This window comes from Prauserella flavalba, assembly GCF_003202235.1.
Classification (GTDB): domain Bacteria; phylum Actinomycetota; class Actinomycetes; order Mycobacteriales; family Pseudonocardiaceae; genus Prauserella_A; species Prauserella_A flavalba.
Genome location: NZ_MASU01000030.1, coordinates 1 through 26,920, shown reverse-complemented (window position 1 = coordinate 26,920; position 26,920 = coordinate 1). Strand labels below are relative to the sequence as shown.

Here is a 26,920-nt window from a genome sequence, read left to right as displayed (position 1 = left end):
ACTAGCCACGCAGCTGTACATGCTAATTAGATCACCAATCCGGCGGAACGGCGCTCTCGCCTGCTGATCATCACCCTGCAACGCCGTCGCCCCCGTCGCCTGTTCCATGGCGTTACGACGAGCTGCACGACATCTTCGCCACTACGCCAGGCGTACGCCCGTTACGTGGCAAGCGCTACCACCTCCACCATGGTCTGACCGCCACCACGTAGTGGCCCATGGCGGCAGGTCAGTCGTTCACCGCACGGCGACGCTCGCCATCCCGCTGTCCGGGCAGGGTGAGCGCGACCGCGGCGACGGCCACCAGGATCGCTGCGATGGTCAGGAACGCGCGTCCGTAGTCCGCGGCCAGCGCGTCCGGGGTGGCGAGGTGGCTTCCGGCGATGGTGACCAGCACGGCGAGTCCGAGCGCGCCGCCGAACTGCTTGGTGGTGTTCATCAACCCGGAGGCGGCGCCGGCGTCTGCGGCGTCGATACCGGACGTGACCGTGGTGGTGATCGGGGTGTTGAGCAGCCCGCTGCCGACCGAGAACACGATCGCCGGTCCCAGGATTCCGGCGAGGTAGCCGCTGTCTGCGGTGATCTGACTCTGCCACCAGAACCCGGCGGCGGCGATCAGAGCCCCGGCTACGATCAGCGTCCGGCCTTCGACGTGTCGCATCAGCCACGGTGTCACGCGCGCCCCAACAACAATCGCCACCAACGTATGCGGGAGAAAACCCAGGCCGGTCTGGAGCGGGCTGTAGTTCAGAGCCTTCTGCATGTGCAGGGTCAAAAAGTACCACATCGGGTTTAGGCAGGCTCCGGCCAGCAGCATCGCCACGTTCCCTGCGGAGAGCGCCCGCGATCGGAACAGACGCAGCGGGATCAGCGGCGCACGGGCGAATCTCGCCTCCACCATCACGAACAGCGCCACCGCGACGGCTCCGGCGGTCAGGGCGCCGATCGTCACCGGCGCGCTCCAGCCGTAGGTGCGGGCTTGGGCAATGCCGTAGGTCAGCGACGCGAGACCGGCGGTGGCCAGCGCCGCCCCCGCGACGTCGAGCCGGCGTCTCGACCCGCGTCCACGGTCTGCCATAAGGAAGCGGGAAGCCAGGAAGATGGCGACGGCGCCGATCGGGACGTTGATCAGCAGAATCGACCGCCATGGCAGGTACTCGGTGAGCACACCGCCGACGAGGTTGCCGGCCGTGCCGCCCGCGATCCCCACTGCGGTCCAGGTGGCCAAGGCCCGCGTTCGCGCGGTGCCTTCGGAGAAGGTGGTGGTCAGGACGGTCAGGGTGGCTGGGGCGAGCACGGCGGCGCCCAGGCCCTGCACGGCGCGCGCCACGATCAGCAGGGACGACAAGTTCGCCAGCCCGCCGGCCAGGCTGGCGCCGGAGAACAGGACAAGCCCGAGGACAAAGATCCTCTTGCGGCCGAACAGATCCGCGAACCGGCCGCCGAGCAGCAGGAAACCGGCGAAGGTCAGCGCGTAGGCGTTGACCACCCACTGCAGTCCGGCCTCGTCGAACCCGAGCGCCCGCTGGATCGAGGGAAGCGCGACGTTGACCACCGAAATGTCGAGCACAACCATGAACTGCGGCGCACACGCCAGCGCGAGCACAATCGCGGTTCCCGCCGTGGTACCGCTCGACGAGCCGGTGGCGCTCCGGCTGCCAGATGTCTGCCGATTTCGCAACGCCCCGCCCACTTCCGGTCGACCGCAAGCAACATGGTGATACATCGGTATCATATACCGGCGTATCATAACGATGGCTGGAAGGAGTGACGTGCCGAGGACTGTGGACCACGAGGAGCGTCGCGCGCACATCGCCGACGCCTTGGTTCGAGTCGCGGGGCGGGACGGTCTGCACGCGGTGACGATGCGGGCCGTGGCCACCGAGGCAGGAGTCTCGTTGCGTCTGGTGCAGTACTACTTCGACACCAAGGCTCAGCTCATGGTCGGTGCCCTACGGCATCTGGAGCGACAAAGTCACCAGCGGTGGGCGCGGCGGCTGGCGGAGCTACCGGACCCGGTCTCACCGCGGGCGTTCATCGGAGCGTTCCTGGCCGAGGCGCTGCCCACGGACGAGCAAAGTCGGGTGTTCCACCTGGTCGGGACCTCGTATGCGGTGCTGGCGATGACCGATTCCGACCTCGTCGAGGAACCGTTCGTCGCGGGGGTGGACAACCTGGAGCGGCAACTCACCGACGCCCTGCGACGGGCGGAGGCCGCCGGTCAGCTCCCGCCGGGCACGGACATCGCTGTGGAAGTGGCGCACCTCCTGGCGCTCAATCACGGCCTGGGCACGAGCGTCGTCATCGGGCAGCGCACCGTCGACGAGGCATGGGCGGTGCTGCACCGGCATCTCGACCGGCTGTTCGCCACCGACACGCGCGCCACCGCCGCTACCCCGTGAGCCCGCCCGCGCCTTCGTGAACCGTCCGATGGCGGGCTGCGCCGACCTGGTCCCGGTGCAGCCCGCGGCCCTCACGTCAGGCTGGGATAGCCGGCGTAGCGGGCGGTGAGCGCTTCCAGGTGGTGGCCGGACGGGTCGTCGAAGTAGACGCCCCGCCCGCCGTGATTGGTGTTGATCTCGCCCGGCCGCAGTTGCCGGGGGCCGGCAAAGAACGGAACTTCCCGGGCGCGGATGCGTTCCATGATCCGGTCGAAGGTCTCGTCGTCGACCTGGAACGCGTAGTGCTGGCCGGGGAAGTCGATGGGCGGCTCGGCGAAGTCGAGCACCCGGCCGTCGCTCAGGTACACGGCCAGGAAGACTCCGGACTCCTGTGGCTCGGGCAGGCCGAAGATGTCGGTGAAGAACCGCGCGGACTCGTTCTTGTCCCTGGCGGCGATAATGGTGTGGTCGAAACGTACGTCGGTCATGCGTGAACTCCTTCCTCTGTTGACGTCGTGCTGGCTCGTCGAATCAGGAAGGAAAGGCGGCGGGGCTCGGGCCCGCCACACGATCACGGAGCGGCCGGGAACCCATCTCGCTCACGGCACGCGGCCGACCCGGCAGTCACGCCGCCGACGATAGCAACATCGGCGGCGCGACGGCCCCCGGTTTTCAGTGGCTTCCGGCGAGTTCGCCGGACAGCTTGCCGTGCATGCGGGCGCTGTGCTTGTTCAGTCCGATGATCTCCACGGCCTTGCCGCGGGCTTCGTATTTGGTGGTGACGGCGTCGAGGGCGGCGACGGTGGAGGCGTCCCAGATGTGGGCGTTGGTGAGGTCGATGACGACGGTATCCGGGTCGTTCGCGTAGTCGAATTGGTAGACGAGGTCGTTGCTGGAGGCAAAGAACAGCTCGCCGGTCACGGCGTAGACGACCTGGCCGCCGTCGGGGTCGGTGGCCGCGGTGACCTCGACCAGGTGCGCGACTCGGCGGGCAAAGATGACCATCGCGGTGATCGTGCCGACGACCACGCCGATGGCGAGGTTGTCGGTGGCCACGACCACCGCGACGGTCACCACCATGACGGTGATCTCACCAACCGGCATCCGCTTGAGGGTCGCCGGGGCGATGCTGTGCCAGTCGAAGGTGCCGAACGCGACCAGCACCATCACCGCGACCAGTGCCGCCATCGGGATCTCGGACACCACCGGCCCGAACACCAGGCACAGGACCATCAGGAAGACTCCAGCGAGGAACGTCGAGAGCCGGGTCCGGGCGCCGGCGGTCTTGACGTTGATCATGGTCTGGCCGATCATCGCGCAGCCGCCCATGCCACCGAAGAACCCGGTCACCACGTTCGCCACGCCCTGACCGATAGCCTCGCGGGTCTTGTTCGAATGGGTGTCGGTGATGTCGTCGACCAGCTTCGCGGTCATCAGCGACTCCATCAGCCCGACCAAGGCGAACGCGAGCGCGTACGGGGCGATGGTGCCGAGCGTGCCGAGCGTGAACGGCACGTCCGGGATGCCCGGCACCGGCAGCGACGACGGCAGCGCACCCTTGTCACCGACCGTGGGGACCGCGATCCCGGCAGCGACGGTAAGCACCGTCAGCGCCACGATGGACACCAGCGGCGCGGGGACCACTTTGGTGAACCTCGGGAACAGCACCATGAGCACCAGGCCGCCGGCGAACAGCGGGTAGACCGGCCACGGCACGTCGATCAGCTCGGGCACCTGGGCCAGGAAGATCAGAATGGCCAGCGCGTTGACGAAGCCGACCATCACGCTGCGTGGCACGAACCGCATCAGCCGCGCCACCCCGAGCGAGCCGAGCACGATCTGGAACAGCCCGCCGAGGATCACGGCGGCGATCAGGTAGCCCAGCCCGTGCTCGCGGGCCAACGGGGTGACCACCAGGGCGATCGCGCCGGTGGCTGCGGAGATCATCGCCGCGCGACCACCGACGACGGAGATCACCACGGCCATGGTGAACGAGGCGAACAGGCCGACGCTGGGGTCGATCCCGGCGATGATCGAAAACGAGATCGCTTCCGGGATCAATGCCAGCGCCACCACGAGACCGCCGAGGACCTCGGTGCGGGCAACCTTGGGTGACAGCCACGACGGGCGAGCGCCGCGCAGGCGCGCGGAACCCAGGGACAAGAGATTTGACAAGCGAATCAACCTGACATGCTCGGGCGCCCGTCGGGCGCAAACGTCACCACCGCGCTGCCATGGCGCGGCGTGAGGACACAGTGGGCGGACGGACGCGGGTGCCGTCACAGGCCCGGGACACTGATCGACGAACGCGGACTAGCTCAAACGGGTCACAGCACCTGCTCGGCACGCACGGAAGGCTCCTCGGCCCGGGTAACGGAGTCGGGGGCTTCGGTGACCCCGGCGGTCCGGCGGCAAGATCGCCACCGTCGTCGGCAACTCTCACCTCACGTTAGACGAGAGATCGCCATCCGATGCGGCAGCCAAGGTCAAATGAGGGCCGGATCACGTTCGAGTACTAGTTCAGCTCGTCCACGTAGTGGGCGGCTACGGCCAAGACGAGCCCGGCATGGCAACCGTCGACGGGGTGACGCACACGGCCAGGGAGCGGTCAGCGCCACGTCGAACCTGGTACTCTACTCTAACGTGACAGTAGGTTCTACGTGGATAACCGACCTGGAGACGGCATTGACGGACGTGCAGTCACGCGATGAAGAACGCGAGCGCCGGTACCTGGCCGAGACGGTGCGGCTGCTGACCATAGAGCTGGAGCGGCTGAGCGCGTCCATCGACAAGTCCGTCCGGACTGTCGACGAGCACAAGCAGTACATGTGGGACAACCTGCGTGACATGGACTTCGCCGAGAAGGCGAATTTCCGTGAATCGGTGAACATGTCCGTCGTTCTCGGTGAGCACGCGATGATGACCCGGAAACGCATCGAGAAGCTCCTGGAGTCCCCTTATTTCGCGCGCGTCGACTTTCACCGGCACGGCGAACCGGACACCGGCACCCACTACATCGGCGTGCACAACCTCTCGGATCCCGAGACTCAGGAGATCGTGATCCACGACTGGCGAGCGCCGGTGTCCAGCCTTTACTACGACTTCGAGACGGGCGAAGCCCACTTCGAGGCTCCCCAGGGCGCCGTCCATGGCGAGATCACGGGCAAGCGCCAGTACAAGATCTCCGGTGGGCGCCTGGAGTACATGTTCGACAGCTCGCTGAGCATCGGTGACGACGTCTTGCAGCGGGAGCTGAGCCGGTCGGCCGACGAGAAGATGCGCAACATCGTCGCGACCATCCAGCGGGAACAGAACGCGGTGATCCGCAACGAGACCGCGCAGGTGCTGATCCTGCAAGGCGTGGCGGGCTCCGGGAAAACGTCGATCGCGCTGCACCGGGTGGCGTTCCTGCTCTACCGCTTCAAGGACACCCTCTCCTCGGACAACGTCATGATCCTCTCTCCCAACAAGGTGTTCGGCGACTACATCGCCAACGTGCTCCCCGAGCTGGGCGAGGAGCAGATCGCGGAGATCGACTTCGACAAGATCGCCGGCAGGTTCCTGGCGAAGGTCACCGGCTATCAGACCTTCAGCGAACAGGTCGTCGACCTCCTCGACCGGATCGACGAAGCGGCGGCGGAGCGCATGCGCTTCAAGGCGACCCCCGAGTTCGTCACTCGCCTCGACGAGTGGATCACCGCACGTTCGCACGACGGGTTCGCCCCCGCTGAGATCACGCAGAACCGCACCCGGCTCTCCGCCGAATGGGTCGCGGACACCTTCGCCGAACTGCGGGACCTCCCGGTCTTCACGCGGCTCGACGGTGTGGCCGGCCGCGCCGTCCAGTTGCTCAAACAGCAGGTCGTGGATCGGGGTGGCAAGTGGACCGCCGCCGACACCGCCGGTGTCCGCAAGCAGGTCCGCGCCATGTTCGGTGACAAGGACGCCTTCGCGCTCTACAGGGCGTTCTACACCGACGACCCGGCCCGCCGCGGATTGTTCACGCCACTAGGCCGGAAGAAGATCGAGTACGCCGACGTGTTCCCGCTGATCTACACCATGATCAAAACCGCCCGGCAGGACAGCTACAGCCACATCCGTCATCTGCTGGTCGACGAGATGCAGGACTACAGCCCGATCCAGTACGCCGTCGTGCGCGAGCTTTTCTCGTGCAAGATGACGATCTTGGGCGACTCGAACCAGTCGGTCAACCCGTTCAGCTCCTCGTCGCTGTCGACCATCCACAGCATCTTCCCGGAGGCTGACTGCCTGGAGCTGTGCAAGAGCTACCGCTCCACCACCGAGATCACCGGTTTCGCCCAGCACATCTCCCGCAACGACAAGCTTATCCCGATCGAGCGCCACGGACCACGGCCCCAGGTCATCGCCTGCGCGAACCAGCAGGACCAGGAGGTGCAGATCCTGACCCTCGTCAAGCGGCACAGCCACAGCGACCACCAGTCCCTCGGCGTCATCTGCAAAACGGTCGCCGAGGCGAAAACGCTCCACGAGACCTTGTCGCAGGCTGGAGTTGAGCTGACCTTTCTCGACTACGACAGCACCGCGTTCGCCGGCGGCGTCGTCATCACCTCGGCACACATCGCCAAGGGATTGGAATTCGACACGGTGATCGTCCCGCACGTGGACGAGGAGAACTACGCCAACGAGATGGACAAGAGCATGCTCTACATCGCCTGCACTCGGGCCATGCACGAGCTTCACCTGACCCACCACGGGCCCGTCTCGCGCTACCTGGAGTTCGCGAAGACACCCGAGAGTCGCACCGACGCGGAGACCGTGGAGATCCTCGATCGGGCGGCAGACGTACAAGTGGGCTGACCCAGCAGGGAAGCAGCACCGCAGGTCGGCTCGCGTCCACGACGCCGCGAAGCTGACCGGCGGGACGACGACCGGCACGTCGGTCTTGCGCCGGCCGTTCGATGCTTCCCCCGCGTTGCGATCAGCCGAAGCAACCAGCCGACGGGAAGTGGGAGATGAGTGCGGAAGGCGTGGCCGACACGTCGACAGCGCCGGTCACGGTGCCGGAATTCTGCGTCCACGTGGAGAACGCGTTCGTGGTTGACCGACCGCGGGTGGCGGACCTGCTCAACGCGGCGCTGGCCAGCCAGGCCCGGCCTGCCGTGTTCGCCGCGCTGAACCGACTGCCCGACCGCCGGTTCGAGTCGCTGATGGAGGTGCTGTCCGAACTGCCGGACGTGTCCTTCGGCAGCGAGGCGCCGTGACGATCCGCCTTTACACCGCCTGGTCGGACGCCACCCAAGAACGAGCGGGACGTTCACCGATCCGCGACGCGGCGATTCGCGCGGCGCTGCTGCACCTGCTCGCTGACAACACGGCGGCGATCCGCCGTCCGCCATCGGACACGCCAGCGCGGCGGGTCGCGTTGATCGGCGGATTCGATCGTGGCAGCCGCGCGGTCCGTGCCGCGGTCAAGGCTGCAGCGACCGGACACGGATGGCCACTGCTCGATCTGCCGACCGTGCCGGCGTTCGGCGCTATTCCTCCGGCCGACGACATCGCGGTCGTGGTCGCGGCGAATCCCGCGGTGAGCCAGGCGGCGCACCGGTGCGCTGCCTTCTGGCGGTGCCGTGTTCTCGACCCGGCAGTCGACCCTGCAGATCTTGCGTGCCGGGAGCGTCCGGCTGTGGCGGTCACGACCGCTGACGGCCTCTGCGATCACAGCGCGTCCCGGTGGGAGATCTCGGGTTCGCTGACGTATCGAACCCGCACCGGGCCGGCGACGGGGGTGACCGCGATCGCGGTCGAGCCCGGTACCGACGGGATCGTGATCGACCGGGTGCACGGTGACCGCCACGAGCGGGCTCGCCTGGGGACCACTTCTCTGGTGCTGCGCGTTGACCTGCCGACCGAGGGCACGATCGACGGCCACGCGCAGATCTTTCCCGCCGGGACCTACACCTTCGTCGCACAACCGGAGCGCTACGGACACCTTGCTCTGCCCGGCGAGCAGGGCTGAGCCACTTAACTGAGGCGGTCGGCCAGTGCCCGCAGTCTCCTGGCCGCAGCCAGCCGCCGCAGCCACGCCGCGGGCAGGGCGGCGGCGCCGGTTCGTGCCCCGGCGAGCGCCCCGGCCATGGCGGCGATGGTGTCGGTGTCACCGCCCACCCGGATCGCGTAGCGGATCGCGTCGTTCGCCCGGTCGGGATTCAGGAGAAACGCCAGCAGCGCCGTGGGTACCGACCCCAGCGCCGATGCGTCGTTGCCGAGCGCGGTGGCGGCGTGTTGGGGTTCCGGGCGGCGGCGGACGAGTTCGGCGATGCGGTCGAGCTTCTCGTGCCAGGGGCCGGAACGCACCACGCGGGCGAGGTCGTGCAGGAACGCCGGCACCGGGAGCGGGTGTGTCGGGTCGCTGTGCAGCGCCAGGTAGGCTGCGGCGGCCTGGCAGGCGGTGCCGTGTTGCCCGTGTTTGTGGGCGTGGGTGACGGCGGCGCTGCGGCGGGCGAGTTCGGCGGCGTGGTGCAGGCTCGTTCCGGCCAGCGCGATCGGCGCGACGCGCATCGCGGCGCCGTTGCCGAAGGATCCCTGCCCTTGGTAGAAGGCGCGCGTGGCGTCGCGCCACGGGACGCCGGCGTTGATGAGTCCGAAGACCTTCGGCGTGCCGCTGCCGTAGCCACGCCACGGTTCGGCCCGCCACGCGTCGGCGAACTCACGGGCGAGCAGGTCCTCCTCCAGGACGGTGGTCTCGCGGTGCTCGGCGAGGTGTTCGGCGAGGACGAGGGCGAGCGCGGTGTCGTCGGTGTGCACGAGCCCGCTGGGCGCCAGCTCCTCGGCGACGAGGTCCGCGGGGTCGACGCTGTCCCGGCCCTCGAACGGGGCGCCCAAGGCGTCGCCGAGGGCGAGCCCCAGCAGCAGTCCGCGCGCTCGGTCACGGGTGATGGGGGTGGTGGCGATGGTCATCGGGTCATCCGGTCTCGGGTCGGGCCGCCGACTCGGCGTGGAGCCGGTACAGCGGCGGGTGGGCCAGGTCGATGCGGTAGGTCCCCGGCGCGATGGTTCGGGTGACGCCGTCGAGGGTGGCCGTGGTCGGCGCCGGAACCCGCACGCAGCGCGGTCCGGTGGACAGGGCGACCGTGGCGCCCGCACCGCCGTCGGTCATCCCCAGCAGCAGGCCACTGCCCGAGGGGTGAGCGAACACGTCGACGACAGCCGGGTGTTCGTCGTCGGGATCGGCCACGTCGCGCAGATGTAGATCGTGCAGGACGACGTCCTGCCTGCCATCCGGGCGCGTCAGGGTCAGGGTGGGTTCTGGGCGCACCCACAGGCGCAAGGGGCCGGGCGTGACGCACCGGCCGTCCGGGAGCAGGACCGGCGCGCGGCAGCGGACCGCGACGTGTTGCGCGGCGGTGGCGGCGGTGTGGTGCGTGGCCAGCACCAGGCTCACCCGGCCGGTCGGTGTGCGGCCAGGCAGATCATCGAGCACGACGACGCCGGCGTCCGTCGCCAGGTCGAGCACCGCGTCGCGGGTCGCGGGACTGCCGCGGTCGGTGCCGCTCACCAGGACGACCACGTCTCCGACATCCAGCACCAGCGGAGTGGGACGTCCCGGTACCGATTCGGCGGTGCGCGGCAGGGATCGGAAGACGGTCAGCAAGCCCCGTTGCAGCGGGTCCAGTTGGTGGCTGGTGGTCGCTGTCTGCCCTCCGGCCACCGCCACGTCCATAACCCCTACTCTACTCTCACGTGACGGTAGGGTCTACGGTTTGGGTGTCCGCGGCGGTGCAGGTGAGGATTTCCGATGAACAGGCGTTTCCAGGAACTCGATTGGTGCTCGACCCCGTTGGGCGAGCTCAGCTTGCGCCGACGCTGGGACGCCACGGTGGACCGGGACGTGCTGGAGATCAAGCTCGACGACGAGTTCTTGATGTCGAGCCTGTTCACCGTCGCCGAAACGGAGCTGGCGCGCCGGGCGCTGGCGGAACTGCCCGGAGGGGACCTGGATGTTCTGGTCGGTGGACTCGGCCTCGGCTATACCGCGCAGGCCGTGCTGGCCGACCCGCGAGTGCGGTCGTTGTCGGTGGTGAAAGCGCTCGACGTGGTGATCGAGTGGCATGAGAACGAGCTGATTCCCACCGAACCACCGTTGGTTTCGGATCGGCGGTGCCGGTTCGTGCACGGCGATTTCTTCGCGATGCTCCGGTCGCCGGAGGGACTCGATCCCACGGCGCCGTGGCGGCAATTCCATGCCATCGTGGTGGACATCGACCATTCCCCACGTCACGTCCTGGACCCCAGCCACCGGGAGTTCTACGAACCGGCAGGATTGCGACGCCTCGCCGAATATCTCTGCCCCAATGGCGTGTTCGGCCTCTGGTCGAACGACCCGCCCGATCAGGGGTTCCTCACCGCCCTCGACTCGGTGTTCGCGCAGGCGCGGGCCGAGGTCGTCACGTTCGCCAATCCACTGCAGAACCGGGACGCGACCGCCACCCTCTACCTCGCCACGGCGCGGCCGGAATCCTGACCCGAACCACCGGCGAATGCGGGTGCTAACTCAGGGTCGCGAGCGCGACGCGCACCTCGGACAGCCGCGTGGGCCACTGCCCGGTGATGGCCTTCCAGGCCGCGCGCAGGGGAACGTCTTCGGCGAGGACGAGCACCGGGCCCCGGCCCCAGTGCGTCGCCACCACAGTGCCGAGACGGTCCGGCTCGTCCGGCAGCGGGGCACCTCCCGGAAGGAAGTCCACGGTCATGGCGTATCCGGTTCCAGTCACGTCGTCTTCGACGCCCACCATGGCGGCGTGGTAGCCGCGCAGGCGCCCAGAGTGGTCGGCCGGGATGAGCTGGTTCGGGTGAGCCGCGTTGTATGCCTGCACGGACAGAAACTGCCTCGGGAGCCGCTGCTCCGCCGCAGCGGTGTTGTTTCCATCGGACGTTGTCCCTAATGACCGATCGCTGTGCACCATATCTCCGACTCCACTGTGACGTTACGGAAGAGTTAAGGGCGTGCTGTCGCTCCCCAGGGGGTTAGGCCAGCTGGACGAGATCGAGGTAGTCCGCTGACCAGTGGTCCTCGGCACCGTCGGGGAGCAGGATGACGCGTTCGGGTTCCAGGGCTTCGACGGCGCCGGGGTCATGCGTGACCAGCACGACCGCGCCGGGATAGCGGCGCAGCGCGTCGAGGACCTGTTCGCGGCTGGCCGGGTCGAGGTTGTTGGTCGGTTCGTCCAGCAACAGGACGTTCGCGGCGCCGCAGACCAGGCCGGCGAGCGCGAGGCGAGTCTTCTCGCCTCCGGAGAGTGTGCCGGCGAGCTGGTCGAGTTGCTCGCCGGTGAGCAGGAAGGCGCCGAGCAGGTTGCGCAGTTCCTGGGCGCCGGTGTCCGGTGCCGCGTGGCGGACGTTCTGCCAGACCGTGGCATCGGGGTCTAAGGTTTCGTGTTCCTGGGCGTAGTAGCCGATCCGCAGTCCGTGCCCGGCGAGCACGTCGCCGCTGTCGGGGGCTTCCCGGCCGGCGAGCAGGCGCAGCAGCGTGGTCTTTCCCGCGCCGTTGAGTCCAAGCACGACCACTCGCGAGCCGCGGTCGATGGCGAGGTCGACGCCGGTGAAGATTTCCAAGGAGCCGTAGGTTTTCGACAATCCGGTGGCCATGAGCGGGGTCTTGCCGCACGGCGCGGGCTCGGGGAAGGCGATCTTGGCGACCTTGTCCGACCGGCGGGTCTCGTCAAGTCCGGAGAGCATCGTGTCCGCGCGCCGGGCCATGTTCTTCGCCGAGACCGCCTTGCTGGCTTTCGCGCCGAGTTTCGCGGCCTGCTGCTGCAACGCCGACGCCTTCTTCTCCGCGTTGGCGCGTTCCCGACGACGCCGCGCCTCGTCAGCGGCGCGGGTGCCGAGGTAGCGCTTCCAGTCCATGTTGTACACATCGACCTCGCTCCGCACGGCGTCGAGAAACCACACCTTGTTCACCACCTCGGCCAGCAGCTCGACGTCGTGGCTGATCACCACCAGACCGCCGGTGTGGCCGCGCAGGAACCCCCGCAACCAGGACAGCGAGTCGGCGTCGAGATGGTTGGTGGGCTCGTCGAGCAGCAACGTAGTGCCCGAGCGCCCGCCGGCGCCGGATTCCGAGGCGGCGAACAGGATGCGCGCCAGTTCCACGCGGCGGCGCTGCCCGCCCGAGAGGGTACGCAACGGCTGGCCCAGGACGCGGTCGTCCAAGCCCAGGTTGGCGCAGATCCGGGCGGCGTCACTTTCGGCCGTATAGCCGCCGAGCGTGGAGAAGCGTTCCGCCAGCCGCCCGTAGGTGCGGACCGCGTCGTCCCGTTCGCGCTCGTCGGCCAGTTCCGCCATGGCAGCTTGGGCTTTCGTCATCCCGGCGAGCAGTTCGTCGAGACCTCGCGCGGCCAAGACCCGGTTCCGGGCGGTCACCGACAGGTCGCCCTCGCGGGGGTCCTGGGGCAGGTAGCCCAGTTCGGTCGCGGGACGGACCTGCCCGGCGTAGGGCTGGGCTTCGCCGGCCAGCACGCGCAGGGTGGTGGTCTTCCCGGCGCCGTTGCGGCCGACGAGCCCGATGCGGTCGCCCGGCTGCACGCGCAGCGTGGCACCGGCCAGCAGGAGACGCGCGCCGGCACGCAGTTCGAGATCGGTCGCGGTGATCACAGGCGGACTCCAGAGTGCTGAGTGGGACGTACTGGCCGAGACATTCGCCGGGCTAGGCGTCGATGACGACGGGGACGACGACCGGCTGTCGGCGCAATGCCTTGCGTGCCCAGCTTTCCGTGGCGCGCACGATCCGGCGTTCGAGTTCGGCGGTGGCGGTGACGGCGCGTTCGGCCGCACCGGCGAGGGTTTTCTCCAGAACCGGGGCCAGGGATTCGAAGGCCGACTCGTCGTGCACGAACCCGCGCGCGATGACGTCGGGCCCCTCGGCGAGCAGACCGGTGTCGCGGTCGATGAGCGCGATGACGGTCAGCACCCCATCCTGGCCGAGGGCGCGCCGTTCGGCCAGGGAATCCTCGGTCAGCACACCGACGGTGTGACCGTCGACGTAGACCTCATGCACCTCGACCGCACCGGTGATCGCGGCGTGGCCGTCATGCAGATCGATGACGTCGCCGTTGCCCGCGATGAGCACACGATCACGCGCGACACCGGTACTGAGTGCCAGATCCGCGTTCGCCTTCAGGTGACGCGCTTCGCCATGGATGGGCACGACGTTGGACGGGCGCACGATGTTGTAGCAGTAGACCAGTTCCCCGACACTGGCGTGACCGGACACGTGCACCTTGGCGTTGCCTTTGTGCACGACGTTCGCGCCTCGCGCGGTGAGGCCGTTGATGATGCGGTAGACGGCGTTTTCGTTGCCGGGTATGAGGGAACTGGCCAGCAGCACGGTGTCCCCGTCGCCGACGTTGATGGTGTGCCTGCCACTGGCCATGCGGGCGAGCGCGGCCATCGGCTCGCCCTGCGATCCGGTGCAGACCAGGGTCACCTTGTTGTCCGGCAGGCGCTCCAACGTCTGCGTGTCCACGATCAGGCCGTCGGGTGCGGTGAGGTAGCCCAGTTCGCAGGCCAGACCCATGTTGCGGACCATCGACCGGCCGACGAAGGCCACCTTCCGGCCGTGGGTGTGGGCGGCGTCGAGGACCTGCTGGATGCGATGCACGTGACTGGCGAAACTGGAGACGATCACCCGGCGCGGTGCGGTGCGGAACACGGCCTCGATGGCGGGCGCCAGGTCCCGCTCGGAGGTGGTGAAACCGGGAACGTCGGCGTTGGTGGAGTCCACCAGGAACAGATCGACACCTTCTTCGCCGAGCCGGGCGAAGCCGCGCAGGTCGGTGATGCGCTTGTCCAGGGGGAACTGGTCCATTTTGAAGTCGCCGGTATGCAGCACCAGGCCCGCACGCGTCCGCACGGCGACGGCGAGACCATCCGGAATGGAGTGGTTGACCGCGAGGAATTCCAGCGAAAAGGGCCCGCGGTCAAGTTTTCCTCCTTCCCGGACTTCGACCAGCGCCGGGGTGATGCGGTGCTCGGTGAGCTTGGCGGACAGGAAACTCAGGGTGAGCCGGGACCCGATCACGGGAATGTCGGGACGCTCGGCCAGCAGGTACGGCACGGCGCCGATGTGGTCTTCGTGCCCGTGCGTGAGCACGATCGCCGTGATGTCCGCGAGCCGGTCGCGGAGCGCGGTCCAGTCCGGCAGGATCACGTCCACCCCGGGCTGGTGTTCCTCGGGGAAGAGGACCCCGCAGTCAACGACCAGCAGTGCGCCCTGATGCTCGAACACGGTCATGTTCCGGCCGATCTCGCCGAGCCCGCCCAGGGCGACGATGCGCAGCGCATCGTCGGGCAGAGCGGGCAGGTCAGCCATCGGGGATCGAACTGGGGACGTCATACTCTCACGCTCCGTGAGAGTGCGGTGTGGGTCTTGCTCGGGTGCGCCACAGGTGCCCTCACTCGCCGAGCGGGACGTCGGGCAGGTAGTCCCACAGGTCGCGGACGTGTCCGAAGGTGCGTGCGGGGAGCCGGTCGAGCAGCGCCAGCACGTCGTCGCGGCTTTCGTGCTGCACGGCCGCGGTGATGATCTCCTGCTTGGTCGCCGACGAGTCGGCGAAGGCCGTGTCCACGGCGTCGATGATCTCGATACGGGTCACCTGCTGGATGCGTTGTTCGTCAATGTCAGCCACCCCATGCACAGTACTCTCGCGTGAGAGTAGAGTTGCGGTGACGGTCGGCACGTTCGCGTTCACTGCCCCGACAGTGGCCGCGGTCGCGCTCACCCCCTCCCCCTGGCGCGACGTGCCGGCCGTCACCGCTGTGCACCCGGCGCGCTTTGGGCAGGAATCGAGGTTTGGCGTGAGTGAACACATGCAGATCGGCGAGGTGGCCGAGCGCACCGGGCTGTCCCTGCGCACGATCCGGCACTACGAGGAAGTCGGGCTCGTCACCCCCGACACCCGCAGCCAGGGCGGGTTCCGGCTCTACACCGCAGCGGACCTGAGGCGCCTGGGCCTCATCCGGCAGATGAAGGCGCTGGGCTTCAAGCTCGACGAGATGCGTGAGCTGCTGTCCTTGTTGGCGCCGGATCTGGCCGATTCCGCAGCAGGCAAGCCGACCGAGGAGCAACGGCTGGATTCGCTGCGCGGCTTCAGCCGCACCGCCGACCGCCGGTGCGGCGAACTGCGCGCCCGACTGAGCGCCGCGCGCGAGTTCCTGGCGACCTTGCAGGAGCGCCGGACACGCCTGGCCGTCGGCACGAGTCGCGAAAACACGCCGTGTTGAGCACCTCGGGGCGCCACGCGGTGCCCGTCGGAACGGTGAAGGCCGGCGGTTGACTATCCCGGATCAGATCGCTGGAACGGACGTGCCGACTGTGAGCGTGTGGTGGTATCGCGACATCGTCGGGTTCGCCCTGGGGATGCCTGCCTGGACGCGTCCTGTCGCCGCGATCGGAACCGACGCGGTGTTGTTCGTGTTCGCCGCGGGAATGCTGTGGTCATGGTGGCGGGCTCGGCGTGGCAACCCGAGAGCGCTTGCCCTCGCCCTGCTCGGCCCTGCGGGCGCCGCGGTGGCCTATCTGGTCAGCGAAGCCGTCAAGTCCGTGGTGCGCGAGCAGCGACCGTGCGCTGCCCTCACGCAGGCCAGGATCGTCGCGTGTCCTCCTCCGGGCGATTGGTCGTTTCCCAGCAACCACTCGGTTGCCGCCGGCGCCGCTGGGTTCGCCGCGGTTCTCGCCTGCCGCTCAGCCGCGTTCTGGGCGATTCCCGCCGCGCTGTTGGCGGCGTTGTCGCGCGTGGTCGTCGGCGTGCATTACCCCCACGACGTGGCGGCCGGCCTGGCGCTCGGCGGCACCGTCGCGCTCCTGGTCATCCTGCCGCTTCAACGGCCGGGGGCCCGATTGATCGGCCACCAGCGGTCGCTGGGCCGTTGGCGATGGCTCGTCGGCCCTACACGACACGAACCCGAGCCCCAGACGGTCCCAGGTCACCGTGTCGCCAGTTTCCGCAACCGCAACACGAACGGCCGCGTCAGTGACGGTCGACTGACGCAGCCACCAGCGCCGCTACGACAGCACGAGCGGGTAAGAGGACTGGCATTGATGGGCATCACGCGCACTGCCGAGGTGCTTCCGGCGCCGGACCAGCTTGGCGCGCGCTCGACCGGAACGCTGTCGACGGCGTCGCGTGAACGCCGCACCCGGGATCCCCGATGACCATCCGGCTGCACAGTGCGTGGTCCGACTCCGGTCGCGGTCGTCACCTGCGGCTGCGATCCCTCACGCGCGCCGTGTCCTACCTCGTGAGCGACGAGGCTGAGCATCGGCTGTGGCCGGCGAACATCGGCACGGGACGCGTCGCGGTCATCCGAGACGCGGGTCACGACAGCCGGCAGATCCGTGATGCCGTGCGCGCCGGCGCAACCGGCCAGTGGTCGCTGCTCGATTTGGCCGCCGTACCGGAATTCGGCCGGATCCCGGTCGCCGGAGACATCCGCCTGGTGGTCGCCGGAGACGCGTCCCTCATGGCCGCCGCTCGGCGGTGCGCCGCGTTCTGGCGATGCGGCGTGCTCGCCCCGGCCACCGTCGCCACGGTGGCCACCTGGGAGAACTTGGTCCTGCGCCCCACTCCGGCCGTGGCCATCTCGACCTCGCACGACTGGTACGACCACACCGCCGAGCGCTGGGCCCTGCACGGCGAACTGGCTATCCGCCACGACACCGGTCAGCAGGAGCGGGTCGAGGACCTCGTCGTGCACCCGCACGAGCACGGCATCCTGGTAACCCGGCACCGCCGAGACCCGCACCTGGTCCGTACGTCGATGACCATCCGGATCGAGCAGGCGGCCACGGGAACGATCGACGGTCACCCCCAGACGTTCCCCGCCGGGGAGTACACGTGCGCGCCCCAGCAAGACCGGTTCCATCAGGTCCTCGGGCCCGGCACGCAGCCCTGAACCCGGAAGTGGAACCGGTGGGGCAACAAGGTCACCCCACCGGCAGATGCTCCCGTCATGAGCAAGCCGCACTCTACAATACCCTCACGTGAGGGTAGACTTGGGCTTGGAAGTCAGTGGAGCGATCGGGCCCGTCAAAGCCCGGCAGGAGTTGCGTGTGACGGCAAGCAGCACAGCCCAGGCCCAGCGGACGGACGTCATCGCTGAGGCGAGGCGGCGGCGGACCTTCGCGGTCATCAGCCATCCCGACGCCGGCAAGTCCACGCTCACCGAGGCGCTGGCGCTGCATGCGCACGTGATCTCCGAGGCGGGCGCGGTGCACGGCAAGGCGGGCCGGCGCGGGGTGACCTCGGACTGGATGGAGATGGAACGCACCCGCGGCATCTCGATCACCTCCGCCGCGCTGCAATTCGCCTACGGCGACACCGTTATCAACCTGCTGGACACCCCTGGCCACGCGGATTTCTCCGAGGACACCTACCGGGTCCTGTCCGCGGTGGACTCCGCGGTCATGCTGCTCGACGCCGCCAAGGGCCTGGAACCACAGACGTTGAAGCTGTTCGACGTCTGCCGCTACCGCGGTATCCCGGTGATCACGTTCATCAACAAATGGGACCGCCCCGGACGAGAAGCCCTGGAGCTGTGCGACGAACTGACCGAGCGGATCGGGCTGCAACCCATGCCGCTGACCTGGCCGGTCGGGGTGGCCGGGCATCTGCGTGGAGTGCTCGACCTCACCAGCGGGGACCTCATCCGCTACCAGCACACCGCGGGCGGAGCCACCATCGCTCCCGAAGAGCGACTCACCCCGCAGCAAGCCGCCGCCGACCTCGGGGACGACTGGACCCAGGCAGCGGAGGAGGCGGAACTGCTGCAGGCGTCCGGCGGCGAGTTCGACGTGGCCCGGTTCTTCGACGCCACGGCGACCCCGGTGCTGTTCGGCGCGGCCGTCCGCAACTTCGGCGTCCGCCACCTCCTGGACCTGCTGGTCGAACTCGCACCCCGGCCCACCCCGCGCACCGACACCGACGGCGCGACACGCGCCCTGGACGCCCCGTTCTCGGCGTTCGTGTTCAAAGTGCAGACCGGCATGGACCCGGCCCACCGCGACCAGGTCGCCTTCGCCCGCGTGTGCTCCGGCGTGTTCGAACGCGGGATGGTCGTCACCAACGCCTCCACCGGCAAACCGTTCGCCACCAAGTACGTCCAGCAGGTCTTCGGGCAGCAACGCGCCACGCTCGACACCGCCTACCCCGGAGACGTCATCGGGCTGGTGAACGCCACCGCCCTGCGGGTCGGCGACACCCTCTACACCGATAAGCCGCCGGTGCGATTTCCCGGGCTGCCGAACTTCGCGCCCGCGCACTTCGCCGTCGCCCGGCCCGCCGACCTCGGTCGGGCGAAACAGTTCCGCAAGGGTGTCGAACAACTCGGCGCGGAGGGCGTGGTCCAGGTGCTGCGCTCGGACCGGCGCGGCGATGCGGCCCCGGTGTTCGCCGCGGTCGGTCCGATGCAGTTCGAAGTCGCCGCGCATCGGATGGAGACCGAGTTCACCTCACCCATCCACCTGGAACGCCTGCCCTACAACGCGGTCCGGCGACTCGCCGACACCAGCCAACGGCCGATCGTCGACAACGGCCGCCGTAGCGAAGTCCTCACCCGCGTCGACGGCGCCGAACTGGCTCTGTTCGCCGAAGAGATGGACCTGCGGCTCCTGCTGCGCGCACATCCCGAGCTGGTGCTCGAATCCCTCGTCGCCGAAGGAAACTGAATCACCGGACCCGGACGGCGGGTCAGCGTCGCGACTTCCCCGCAGCGTCCGGGCGCTTGGGGCGCGAGGCCGTGATGTGGGCGCGCAACAGCGAGGCGAACTCTTCGGCGATGACCAGTTTCGCCCGCAGATCGTCGCACGCCTTTTTCGCGGTTTCGCTGAACTCCGCCAGTCGCGCTGCCGGATCGGCGATCTCCGGGCTGTCCGGCGTCGGGTCGAGGATGGCCAGCAGGTCGCGCATTTCCTCCAGCTGGAATCCCAGTGGCTTCATCCGCTTGATCAACTGCAGCCGGTCGACGTCGGGTTCGGTGTAGAGCCGGAAGCCTCCCTGGCTGCGCGCGCTGGGCACGACCAACCCGACTTCCTCGTAATAGCGGATCGTGCGCAGGGACAGCCCGGTGCGCTCGGCCACCTCGCCGATCTGCATCTGCTCGCCCACACCGAATCCTTCCCTCGACCAGGCTCTCCACGGTAACGCACCGTCCACCCGGCGACGACACCACCAACAATGCCCTCACGTAACAGTATCGACGGTCGGTGACGACCGGGCGCATCGCGTGGGGCAGCGGCGAGACCTCCATCACGACGACACCACCGCCGGTCCCTCGCCGCGATAAACTGATCACAGTGCTGGGTTGACATCAACGCTGCAGGACCACTACTGCCGCACGACCTTTCTCCCGGTCAGGCCGCTGACCGAATGCGTAGCGGCCATCGGCTCGCGTCGGCGACCGGATGCATCGATCGCCCGGCCCACCCCACAAAGTACCGACCCGACCGAGGACCGCCGCCACAACGGTCGCATCCCCGGCTCGGGCGCTCCGGCCTGCTCAGCCAGCGGACCCACTGCGACACCAGGAAAGGACTCGTGACCTTGTCTTCCGGCACGGCCGCCCCGACACCATCCCTGGCTTCCGACGCACCGCCGGGGCGCGCGCACCTGCCACGAGTGATCGCCGCCGCCTCGATCGCGCTGGCGCTCACCGCTCCCGGACAGACCGCCGCGGTGTCGGTGTTCGTCGATCCGATCATCCACGACCTCGGTGTCTCCCGGTCCGCGGTCTCGACGGCCTACCTGATCGGATCGCTGTCCGGCGCGTTCGTCATGCCGTTCCTCGGCCGCCTCATCGACCGCTACGGACCCCGCCGGATCATGGCCGCCATTGCCCTGTGCTTCGGCACCATCCTGATCGCCGCGACCGCCGCGAGCGAGATCACCGGGATGACCGCCGCATTCATCGGCATCCGGATCGGCGGCCAAGGCGCCCTGAACCTGGTTGCCACGACCACCGTCGCGATCTACGTCCACCGTCGCCGCGGCTTCGCCATCGGCGTCGCGTCCGCGGTCGGCACCGCCGGGATCTCGCTCACGCCGATGCTGCTCGAACGGCTCGTGTCGGACTGGGGCTGGCGCCATGTCTGGATCGTCGAAGGCGCGGCGGTGTGGCTGCTGGTCATCCCCGCCGCGCTCCTGCTGCTGCCGCGCCGGCCACCCGCCCGTGCGATCACCGATGAAGAGATCGGCACAGCCGCGCCGGGCAGTTCCCTGCCGCCGGTCGACTGGACACTCGCGCAGGCGATGCGCACCGGCATGTTCTGGGTCGTCACCGCCGGAGTCGGCGCTTGCGCGCTGGTCACCACCGGGCTGAACTTCCACCAGCAATCCCTGCTCGGGGAACGCGGCCTCACCGCCACCGAAGCCGCCGCGACCTTCCTGCCTCAGACCATCGCCGGCCTGATCGCCACCTTCGGGCTCGGCTGGCTCGCCGACCGTTTCTCCGACCGCGTCCTCATCATCACCACCATGGCCACCCTCGCCCTGGCTACCGCCGGCGCTGGCTGGCTCAGCCCAGGGTTCACCGCCGTGCTCTACGGCCTCGCGCTCGGCGCCTGCGGCAACGGCATCCGCACCCTGGAAGCCCTCGCCTTCCCCCGGTGCTTCGGGTTGCGCCACCTCGGCGCGATCCGTGGTGTCGTGCACTCGGTCACCGTCGGTGCCTCCGCCTTTGGGCCCCTGCTGCTCGCCCTCGGCCGCGACCACGCCACCACCTACCGGCCCATCCTGCTCGCCATGACCGCGCTACCCCTCGCAGTCACCGTGGCCGGAGCCCTGGTGCGCACCCCGCCGCCGATGCCGCCGCAGAGCGACGTGGGAGCCGACGAAACGGATATCGCGTCGGCCGCCGATCTGGAGTGTTCCCGCTTTTGTGGACACGGTGTCAGGCCGCGATCTGACTGATTTCTCTGTAGCCTAGCTCGTATTCTCGGGGTGTCAAGTATCCGAGCGTGGAGTGTCGCCGTTCCGTGTTGTAGATAGGTCTCGATCCAGTCGAATGTCTCTCGTTCAAGATGTGTGACACTCGGCCAGGGGCGAGTGTGGATGAGTTCTTTCTTGTAGGTCGCGAAGAACGATTCCGAGACCGCGTTGTCGTAGCAGATCCCGGTCCGGCCGAGCGAACGGCGGATCCCGTTCTTCGCGCAGTATTCGGCGAAGATCGTCGACGTGTATTGGGCGAGTTCAATCGGAATGGTGGACAAGGCCGTCGACGCTGCCTCCGCGCGTCCAGATCGCCATTTCCAGGGCGTCGAGCGCGAGGTCGGCACCCAGGTGGTCGGCGACCTGCCAGCCGACGATACGGCGAGAGAACAGGTCCTGGACGAACGCGGTATACACCCAGCCGGCAGCCGTGGCGACGTAGGTGATGTCGGCGACCCAGCGCAGGTCCGGCGCATCCGCGGTGAAGTCACGTTCCAGCAGGTCACGAGGCCTTTCCTCGGCAGGTATGGTGGTGCGGGGCCGTCGGCGCGACGCGGTCACCCCGGCGATGCCCAGCTCACGCATCAGCCGCTCGACCGTGCACCGCGCCACGCCGATGCCCTCCCGGTTCAGCTGCCCCCACACCTTCCGCGCCCCGTACAGGCCACGCCCCGGACCTTGCCACACCCTGCGAATCTCTCCTTTCAACCATTCATCCCGGACCGCACGAGCCGACGGCGCCGACTCCCGCTTCCTGGCCGCCCAATACGTGGACGGCGGAAACTCCAGCACGACACAGACCGGCTCCACACCGAACTGTTCACGATGGATATCGACGAACTCGACTAGCGCGGCAGTTTCGGATCGAGTTCCCGGGCGAAAAACGCAGACGCCGCTTTCAGGATCTCGTTCGCCCGCCGCAGCTCACGATTCTCTCGTTCCAGCTCGGCGATGCGCTGAGCGTCACTGGTCGAGGTCCCCGGCCGCTTCCCGCTATCGACCTCGACCTGCCGGACCCAGGTCCGCAGCGCCTCCCGATGCACCCCGAGCTGGTCCGCAACCCGGGCGATCGTGCCCGTCCGCTCGCCCTGTTCACGTAGCTCAAAAACCATCCGAACCGCACGTTCCCGCAGCTCAGACGAGTACTTCCTCGGTGGTGCCATAGCCCCTCACCCTTCCAGGTATCAGAGCCTCCAACCAACCCGGGGTGGTCCATCCCGCGCTGTCTTCGCATCTGGCCGCAGCCTGACACGGCAGAGACCTTGCGACGTTCGGCGTTGCACAACACGAAGCGCGGCAACACGACGTTTTCCGGAGAAGCACGCCGGTGTGGGGTGCCGGCCGACCTGAAGGTCCGAGCTCAGGTCGTCGAAGGCACGGGCGTAGCGGCGCAGGAACCACTCGTCCTGGTCGGCAACGCAGGCGAGCACGGCGCCGAGCGGGCCGGGCGCTCCGTCGCGGCACATTCCGGTGCGGTAGACGTAGTCGTACGCCTCGTCGGCGAGCACGGCCAGCGCGTGGCCGAGCATCGCGGCCGTGCGGGGCGTCAGCGTCGCCGGGAGGCAGATCTCGCACCCACCGTCTGCGCACTCGGGGCAGTCCACGCAGTCGTTGCGGCACGTCCCGCATTCTCCGGGGTTCGCCAACCTGAGGTGAACGTTGCGACGGAGTCTCAGCAGCTCAGCGGCTATGTTGATAGAGCGTACTGATCACAACACGTGTTGTGCAAGGCGATCGTTTCGTAGTCAGTCGGCCGGGTGAGTGCCGCAGTTCCACGATCCGCTTGGAGTCGTGCTCGTGACCAGTGGAGCAGTCCGTGCCAGGAAGATCTGCTTTCCCGTCGGTGCTTGTGCTGGCCGGGTTCTAGCTTTCGGCAGTGGTTCGGCGGTCAGAAGACCGGCGTTCGGTACGCCTTCCGCTCCTGTCCGTCATCGGCTCGCCCCGCCAAACACGCATTCGTTTGCCACGCTCAGGCCGATCACGAATCTTGAACGGAGGACGCCGTCAGCGGGTGGGCAGGGTGGCCGGGGCGACGATGGCGGTGACAGCGATGCCCGCGGCGATGACCAGGACGAGGCAGGCGAAGCCGCGGCGGATGGTCCGGGCGGGTAGCCGGCGGGCCAGCCGGCCACCGGCCAGCGCGGTGAGGACGGCGGCGGCGCCGAAGACGCCGGTGGTGGTCCAATCGAGGGGCGCGTCGGCGTGGGCGGCGAGCCCGGCGGCGGAGTTGAGCACGATGATGACCAGCGACGTGGCGACCGCTTCGCCGGCGTCGAGGCCGAGCAGCAGGGTCAGGGCGGGCACGATGAGGAACCCGCCGCCCACGCCGAAGAGCCCGGTCAGCAGCCCGACGGCGATCCCGGCGGCGAGGGCCTTGGGCAGGCACGCCCGCCAGTCGACCCGGCCGCCGTTGGTCCGGCACGCCGCCGCGCCGGTGCCGGTGGGTTCGCGGAGCATCCGGACGGCGACGACGGCCATCAGGACGGCGAACCCGAGCAGCAGGAACCGCGGTGGCACCAGGCGGCCGAGAGCGGCCCCGGCGAAGGCGGCGGGAACACCGGCGGCGCCGAAGACCAGCGCGACCGGCCAGCGCACGGTGCCGGCCCGCAGCCGCGGGACCACCGCTGCCGCCGAGGACACGCCGACGATCAGCAGGGAGGCGGGGATCGCGGAGGCGAGGGGCTGCCCGGCGGCGTAGACGAGGGCGGGCACGGCCAGGATGGACCCGCCCGCGCCGAGCAGTCCGAGCGCGAGCCCGATCAGCAGCCCGGCCAGGGCGGCGGCCACCAGCATCGGTCAGGCCGCCATGGGGACGCCGGCGTCGGCGGCGTCGGCGAAGGCGTCGTCGACCAGCACCACCGTCCGGCCCGCGCGGGCGAGCAGGGACGCCGCGGCGGCGGCGCGGTAGCCGCTGCCGCAGTGCACCCACACCGGGCCCGCGGGAACCTCGTCGACCCGCTGCGGGAGCTCGGGCAGCGGGATGTGCACGGCGCCCCGCACGTGGGATTCGCGCCACTCGTGGGGCAACCGCACGTCGAGCACGACAGTCGGGGCGGGCAGGTTGTCGGCGTGGCCGTGCCGCAGGGCGTGGGCGAGGTCGGTGAACGACGCGGTCGCCATGGTGGTCACCTGGTCGTGGCGGCCACCGGCCCACCGGGCGGGGTCGCCGGTGGCTGCGGCGGCGGGCCGGTCGATACCGATGCGCGCGAGTTCCCGCTGTGCCCGGGTGACCTGCTCAGGGGTGTCGCCGAGCAGGGTGATCGGCGCGCCCCAGTCGATGAGCCAGCCCAGCCAGGTCGCCATCGGCCCGTCCAGCCCGAGGCTGATCGTGCCGGCCAGGTGCGAGTGGACGAACGCTTTGCGGGAGCGCAGGTCGACCACCCATTCCCGGGCGTCGACCCGGCGGCGGAGTTCGGCCGGGTCGGCGGTGCGGACCGGGGAGAGGTCGATCGGGTCGGGCCCGGCGGTGTTGCGCGTACCCATGTGGGCGTAGTAGGCGGGGTAGGTGTCCAGGCCGGCGAGGGTCTGTTCGACGAATTCGGTTTCGGCCAGGGTCAGTGCCGGGTTGAGCTGCTTCTCCCGGCCGATGGTGGAGGCGTCCCCGTCGGCCTGGGTGGCCGAGCAGAAGCTGCCGAACCCGTGGGTGGGCCACACGCTCGCCCCGTCCGGCAGCAGCTGCGCGAGCCGGTGTGCGGAGGCCCGCTGCCGGCGGGCCAGTTCGTGGGCGTGTTCCCGGCCGAGCAGGTCGGTGCGGCCGGTGGTGCCCAGCAACAGCGAGCCGCCGGTGAACACCCCTTCCGGTCCGGTGGGGCCGTCGAGCAGGTAGGAGAGGTGGTGGAAGGTGTGTCCCGGGGTCGCGACCGGCCGGATCCGCATCCGCGCCGACACCTCCAGCACGTCCCCGTCGCGCAGCGGCACCCGGTCGTAGGGCACCTCATCGGCCGCGGCGATCCCGTAGCGGGCGCCGGTCAGCCGGGCCAGCTGCAGCCCGCCGGAGACGTAGTCGTTGTGCACGTGGGTTTCCAGCACCCACTCGATCCGCACGCCCAGCCGGCCCGCCAGGGCGACGATCCGGTCGATGTCGCGCTGCGGGTCCACCACGACGGCGACCTCGCCGTCGTGCGCGAGGTAGCTGCGGTCTCCGAGTGACGACGTCTCGATCACTTGCACGTCCAGCATGTGCTGTCTCCTTCTCGCACGAGTGCGGTTACTGCCTCAGTTGGTTCCGGTTCGTACGGGCCGGCCGCTGTGCTGCCAGTCGGCGGTGCCGCCGGTCACCGACACCGCCGCCACGTCCAGAGCGGCCAGCGCCTGCGCGGCGCGCAAGCTGCGCGCCCCGGACTGGCAGATCAGCCACACCCGCTGCCCGGCCCACTCCCGGCCCGCGTCGGGGATCTGCTCCAGCGGCACGTTGACCGCCCCGGGGACATGCCCTTCGGCGAACTCGCCCGGGCTGCGCACGTCCACCAGCCGCGCACCCTCGGCCAGCGCCCGCTCCAGTTCCTCGGTTGTAGCTTCCCGCACTGCCACGTCGTACCTCCACCACTTCCTCGTGATACCCCGGGGGGTATCCAGCGAACGTAGGTCGGCACGGAATTTCCGTGCCGACAGGGTCAGGCCAGAGCCAGGAACAGCTTTTCCAGCTCCGCCTCGGTCATCGGGGGCTCCTCGCCCCGGTCGCGGGCGGCCTGACAGTGCCGCATCCCGCTGGCCACGATCTTGAACCCGGCCCGGTCCAGTGCCCGCGACACCGCGGCCAGCTGCGTCAGGACCGTGGCGCAGTCGTCTCCGGTCTCGATCATGCCGATCACCGCGGCGAGCTGCCCCTGCGCCCGGCGCAATCGCACCAGCGCGTCACCCACCAGTTCGGGCGTCATGTCCATGCCCCACCTCCCCAGGCTTCAACATACCCCCGGGGGTAGTAATTCCGCGGGCGTCGTTCAGCTGTGTCCGGCTTCGCGGGCAGGCGGGTCAGCCCCGGCCGAACAGGCGGCGCAACACGCGGGCCGTGGCGCCCGGTTCGGGCGGGCACGCGCACCGCCGCGAAGCCGGCACACCGGCCAGCACCTGCTCCACATGCTGACCACACCCGGCATAGCTGGCTTTCCCACACCGCGAACACGTAACACGACGACACATCCGTCAGCCTCCTTCGCTCGATGACCATTTGTACTTCACGGTACCCCCGGGGGTATGCGCAGACGAGTGGCTGCGGCATACACCACACCGCCGGTGACAGGGGATCAGCCCGGCGCGCCCGGCCCGGGGCAGCGAAGCGGTCGGTTTCCCGCCGGACTGCCCGAAGACGCCCAGCCGTGCGCTGGCCATGCCGCCCCGGACACGGGCCTGGTCGGCGCAGGAGCGCGTGTTGCGGGAAGAATCCGGGCGGAATGTCAGCGTGCGACCTCGATGGTGGCCATCATGCCGGCGTCCTCGTGGTCGAGGATGTGGCAGTGGTAGACGCTGCGGCCGGAGAAGTCGGCGAAGTTCACCCGGAGACGAGCCCAGCCGTGCGCCGGCACGAGCACCACGTCCCGCAGGCTGTGCTCGGCCACTGGGTTTGCGCTGGTGGCTAGT

General features: G+C 69.0%; 25 protein-coding genes and 2 pseudogenes. 10 read left to right on the top strand and 17 right to left on the bottom strand.

The window, feature by feature from the left end:
• Positions 1-229: 229 nt before the first annotated feature.
• Positions 230-1,609 carry an MFS transporter gene (locus BA062_RS38575; RefSeq protein ID WP_210407125.1) on the bottom strand — a complete coding sequence of 460 codons (1,380 nt, stop codon included), beginning with the start codon at positions 1,607-1,609 and terminating at the stop codon, positions 230-232.
• 163 nt (positions 1,610-1,772) lie between these two features.
• On the opposite strand from BA062_RS38575, the gene BA062_RS38570 reads away from it, so the two are divergent.
• Positions 1,773-2,402, top strand: coding sequence for a TetR/AcrR family transcriptional regulator (locus BA062_RS38570; protein ID WP_110344063.1), 630 nt, complete (start codon positions 1,773-1,775; stop codon positions 2,400-2,402).
• A gap of 71 nt (positions 2,403-2,473) precedes the next feature.
• Here the strand turns inward: BA062_RS38570 and BA062_RS38565 are convergent, their stop codons facing one another.
• Positions 2,474-2,869 (bottom strand): VOC family protein, encoded by a 396-nt coding sequence (locus BA062_RS38565; protein ID WP_110344062.1) that lies wholly within the window; start codon positions 2,867-2,869, stop codon positions 2,474-2,476.
• 184 nt (positions 2,870-3,053) lie between these two features.
• Entirely contained in the window at positions 3,054-4,556 is a 1,503-nt protein-coding gene (locus tag BA062_RS38560; RefSeq protein ID WP_168214217.1) for a SulP family inorganic anion transporter, read from the bottom strand.
• A 315-nt stretch (positions 4,557-4,871) separates the two neighbouring features.
• Between BA062_RS38560 and BA062_RS38555 the strand changes: the two genes are divergently transcribed.
• From BA062_RS38555 to BA062_RS38545, 3 genes are all read left to right on the top strand, one after another.
• On the top strand, positions 4,872-7,220 hold the full coding sequence (locus BA062_RS38555; RefSeq protein ID WP_245960233.1) for a HelD family protein: 2,349 nt from the start codon (positions 4,872-4,874) through the stop codon (positions 7,218-7,220).
• A 155-nt stretch (positions 7,221-7,375) separates the two neighbouring features.
• Positions 7,376-7,624, top strand: coding sequence for a DUF2795 domain-containing protein (locus BA062_RS38550; RefSeq protein WP_168214216.1), 249 nt, complete (start codon positions 7,376-7,378; stop codon positions 7,622-7,624).
• The gene (locus tag BA062_RS38545; protein ID WP_110344058.1) at positions 7,621-8,379 is read left to right on the top strand and encodes a hypothetical protein; all 759 of its coding nucleotides are present in this window, start codon (positions 7,621-7,623) and stop codon (positions 8,377-8,379) included. Before BA062_RS38550 ends, BA062_RS38545 begins: the two co-directional genes overlap by 4 nt.
• A 5-nt stretch (positions 8,380-8,384) precedes the next feature.
• Here BA062_RS38545 and BA062_RS38540 read toward each other — a convergent pair whose 3' ends face one another.
• Both BA062_RS38540 and BA062_RS38535 read right to left on the bottom strand, forming a co-directional pair.
• Complete coding sequence (locus BA062_RS38540; RefSeq protein WP_110344057.1) at positions 8,385-9,320, bottom strand: ADP-ribosylglycohydrolase family protein; 936 nt, start codon at positions 9,318-9,320, stop codon at positions 8,385-8,387.
• Between the two features lie 4 nt (positions 9,321-9,324).
• Positions 9,325-10,083 (bottom strand): hypothetical protein, encoded by a 759-nt coding sequence (locus tag BA062_RS38535; RefSeq protein ID WP_110344056.1) that lies wholly within the window; start codon positions 10,081-10,083, stop codon positions 9,325-9,327.
• Positions 10,084-10,158: 75 nt separating this feature from the next.
• On the opposite strand from BA062_RS38535, the gene BA062_RS38530 reads away from it, so the two are divergent.
• Entirely contained in the window at positions 10,159-10,884 is a 726-nt protein-coding gene (locus BA062_RS38530) for a polyamine aminopropyltransferase (RefSeq protein WP_110344055.1), read from the top strand.
• 25 nt (positions 10,885-10,909) lie between these two features.
• Here BA062_RS38530 and BA062_RS38525 read toward each other — a convergent pair whose 3' ends face one another.
• From BA062_RS38525 to BA062_RS40135, 5 genes and pseudogenes are all read right to left on the bottom strand, one after another.
• Positions 10,910-11,236, bottom strand: coding sequence for a hypothetical protein (locus BA062_RS38525; protein ID WP_245960232.1), 327 nt, complete (start codon positions 11,234-11,236; stop codon positions 10,910-10,912).
• 151 nt (positions 11,237-11,387) lie between these two features.
• Entirely contained in the window at positions 11,388-12,296 is a 909-nt protein-coding gene (locus BA062_RS41525) for an ABC-F family ATP-binding cassette domain-containing protein (RefSeq protein ID WP_425453008.1), read from the bottom strand.
• A gap of 141 nt (positions 12,297-12,437) precedes the next feature.
• A pseudogene (locus BA062_RS41520) lies at positions 12,438-12,986 on the bottom strand (ATP-binding cassette domain-containing protein); the annotation flags it as partial.
• Between the two features lie 82 nt (positions 12,987-13,068).
• The gene (locus BA062_RS38515; protein WP_245960231.1) at positions 13,069-14,757 is read right to left on the bottom strand and encodes a ribonuclease J; all 1,689 of its coding nucleotides are present in this window, start codon (positions 14,755-14,757) and stop codon (positions 13,069-13,071) included.
• A 58-nt stretch (positions 14,758-14,815) separates the two neighbouring features.
• Complete coding sequence (locus BA062_RS40135; RefSeq protein ID WP_168214215.1) at positions 14,816-15,049, bottom strand: DUF2795 domain-containing protein; 234 nt, start codon at positions 15,047-15,049, stop codon at positions 14,816-14,818.
• 37 nt (positions 15,050-15,086) lie between these two features.
• Here BA062_RS40135 and BA062_RS38505 point away from each other — a divergent pair, with 37 nt between their 5' ends.
• The 4 genes from BA062_RS38505 (at position 15,087) to BA062_RS38490 (ending at position 19,086) form a co-directional block, all read left to right on the top strand.
• The gene (locus BA062_RS38505) at positions 15,087-15,644 is read left to right on the top strand and encodes a MerR family transcriptional regulator (RefSeq protein WP_342768985.1); all 558 of its coding nucleotides are present in this window, start codon (positions 15,087-15,089) and stop codon (positions 15,642-15,644) included.
• 91 nt (positions 15,645-15,735) lie between these two features.
• Complete coding sequence (locus BA062_RS38500) at positions 15,736-16,575, top strand: phosphatase PAP2 family protein (RefSeq protein WP_110344050.1); 840 nt, start codon at positions 15,736-15,738, stop codon at positions 16,573-16,575.
• Positions 16,572-17,315, top strand: a complete 744-nt coding sequence (locus BA062_RS38495) for a hypothetical protein (RefSeq protein ID WP_110344049.1) — start codon at positions 16,572-16,574, stop codon at positions 17,313-17,315. Before BA062_RS38500 ends, BA062_RS38495 begins: the two co-directional genes overlap by 4 nt.
• Before the next feature lie 157 nt (positions 17,316-17,472).
• Positions 17,473-19,086 (top strand): peptide chain release factor 3, encoded by a 1,614-nt coding sequence (locus BA062_RS38490; protein WP_245960230.1) that lies wholly within the window; start codon positions 17,473-17,475, stop codon positions 19,084-19,086.
• A gap of 22 nt (positions 19,087-19,108) precedes the next feature.
• Here BA062_RS38490 and BA062_RS38485 read toward each other — a convergent pair whose 3' ends face one another.
• The gene (locus tag BA062_RS38485) at positions 19,109-19,513 is read right to left on the bottom strand and encodes a MerR family transcriptional regulator (RefSeq protein WP_110344065.1); all 405 of its coding nucleotides are present in this window, start codon (positions 19,511-19,513) and stop codon (positions 19,109-19,111) included.
• 522 nt (positions 19,514-20,035) lie between these two features.
• On the opposite strand from BA062_RS38485, the gene BA062_RS38480 reads away from it, so the two are divergent.
• The gene (locus tag BA062_RS38480) at positions 20,036-21,325 is read left to right on the top strand and encodes an MFS transporter (protein WP_210407124.1); all 1,290 of its coding nucleotides are present in this window, start codon (positions 20,036-20,038) and stop codon (positions 21,323-21,325) included.
• Here BA062_RS38480 and BA062_RS38475 read toward each other — a convergent pair.
• From BA062_RS38475 to BA062_RS38445, 6 genes and pseudogenes are all read right to left on the bottom strand, one after another.
• Positions 21,306-22,506: pseudogene (locus BA062_RS38475) on the bottom strand (IS3 family transposase). The gene BA062_RS38480 and the pseudogene BA062_RS38475 overlap by 20 nt on opposite strands.
• An 841-nt stretch (positions 22,507-23,347) precedes the next feature.
• Entirely contained in the window at positions 23,348-24,136 is a 789-nt protein-coding gene (locus tag BA062_RS38465) for a sulfite exporter TauE/SafE family protein (protein WP_110344047.1), read from the bottom strand.
• A gap of 3 nt (positions 24,137-24,139) precedes the next feature.
• Complete coding sequence (locus BA062_RS38460) at positions 24,140-25,522, bottom strand: MBL fold metallo-hydrolase (protein WP_110344046.1); 1,383 nt, start codon at positions 25,520-25,522, stop codon at positions 24,140-24,142.
• A gap of 36 nt (positions 25,523-25,558) precedes the next feature.
• Positions 25,559-25,873, bottom strand: a complete 315-nt coding sequence (locus BA062_RS38455) for a rhodanese-like domain-containing protein (protein WP_210407123.1) — start codon at positions 25,871-25,873, stop codon at positions 25,559-25,561.
• 83 nt (positions 25,874-25,956) lie between these two features.
• Positions 25,957-26,226 (bottom strand): metal-sensitive transcriptional regulator, encoded by a 270-nt coding sequence (locus tag BA062_RS38450; protein ID WP_110344044.1) that lies wholly within the window; start codon positions 26,224-26,226, stop codon positions 25,957-25,959.
• 510 nt (positions 26,227-26,736) lie between these two features.
• Positions 26,737-26,920 (bottom strand): multicopper oxidase domain-containing protein (locus tag BA062_RS38445; RefSeq protein WP_168214214.1); only part of this gene is annotated, 184 nt, incomplete at its 5' end.